This is a genomic window from Brevibacillus migulae (genome assembly GCF_004521915.1).
GTDB lineage: Bacteria > Bacillota > Bacilli > Brevibacillales > Brevibacillaceae > Brevibacillus_F > Brevibacillus_F migulae.
Genome location: NZ_SDKD01000060.1, coordinates 1 through 1463, shown reverse-complemented (window position 1 = coordinate 1463; position 1463 = coordinate 1). Strand labels below are relative to the sequence as shown.

The following is a 1463-nucleotide window of genomic DNA, read 5'->3' as shown; positions in this document are numbered from 1 at the left end:
GGGTCTGTCAAGAATTTTGTGTAAACTCAATCAACCGATATATGAAAAGAGTTTCATCCCCCTAATTGGGACATTTTTTCGGAGCAAACAGAGTCAAGGGCGTAAGGCGAAGTGATCCCTTGACGCGTTGGTGGAGAGAAAGATAATCCCTTCGGGGATGAAGCTTTTCATTTGTTAGCGGATGTACGGTTGTACTCGATCCTCAAAGAAAACAGATAGCTGCAAGAGAATCTGGCCCCAGTTCTGTACTCGTCCCGTCCACTTTCGTAGGACATCCATGGTTACGAGATATAACATCTTCAGAAGGGCATCATCTGTGGGAAACATGGCTTTTCCCTTTGTAACTTTTCGAAGCTGTCGGTGATAACTCTCGATGACGTTGGTTGTATAGATCAGCTTTCGAATCTCGGGAGGATATTTAAAGAAAGTCGCGATTTCGTCCCAGTTATTCCGCCAGGAACGAACCAGCAAGGGATATTTACTGCCCCAGGTTTGTTCAAACTGCTGGAGTTCTTCCAATGCGGCTTGCTCCGTTGGAGCCTTATAGATGGGTTTCAGCTCGGACGTAATCTTTTTTAGATCCTTATAGGAAACATACTTGATGGAGTTTCGGATTTGATGGATGACACATTTCTGAATCTCCGTCATCGGATAACATGCCGAAATGGCCTCCGTAAAGCCACGAAGGTTATCGACGCTCGTAATGAGAATATCCTGGACTCCACGATTTTTCAGTTCATTGAGTACATGCAACCAGAATTTTGCTGATTCATTCTCCCCAATCCAGATCCCAAGCACATCTTTATGACCGTCAAGGTCAATACCAATCACCATATAGGCGGCTTTATTGACGATAGCTCCGTCTTGCTTTACTTTAAAGTGAATTGCGTCTAAGAAGACAACAGCATAAACCGATTGCAAGGGGCGATTTTGCCACTCTTTGATCATCGGAACAACTTTATTCGTTACATTGGAAATGAGTGTTGGTGAGACTTCGATGCCGTAGAGCTGCTGCAGATGGTCTTGGATATCGCGTGTGGATACGCCTTTGGCATATAGGGCGAGAATTTGATCTTCGATCCCTGTAACATTGGACTGATGTTTCTTTACAATGGTCGGCTCAAAATCACCCTCTCGATCTCGAGGTACTTGGATGTCAATATCCCCGTACTCAGAACGGACGGTTTTCTTGCTATACCCATTGCGACTGTTGGTTGTCCGCTTGTTTTTCATGTCATGTTTGGCATATCCAAGAGAGGACTCAATTTCAGCTTCTAACATTTCTTGGATCGTGTCTGCAAATAGATCCTTTAACGCTGACTGTACGTCGTCCACTGACTTCATATTTTTCTCTTTGATCCACTGCTTGATCTGCTCTTTTGACATCATAAAAATCTCCCAACCTTTCTAAGACTAATTGTAGTTTAGAGGTTGAGAGTTTACACAGAATATTTTACAGACTC

The 1463-nt window shown here is 43.6% G+C and carries 1 protein-coding gene; it reads right to left on the bottom strand.

Going from position 1 to position 1463, the window contains the following annotated elements; genetic code table 11:
• Window positions 1-174: 174 nt before the first annotated feature.
• Window positions 175-1389, bottom strand: a complete 1215-nt coding sequence (locus EIZ37_RS25470) for an IS256 family transposase (RefSeq protein WP_134687568.1) — start codon at window positions 1387-1389, stop codon at window positions 175-177.
• Between the last annotated feature and the right edge of the window lie 74 nt (window positions 1390-1463).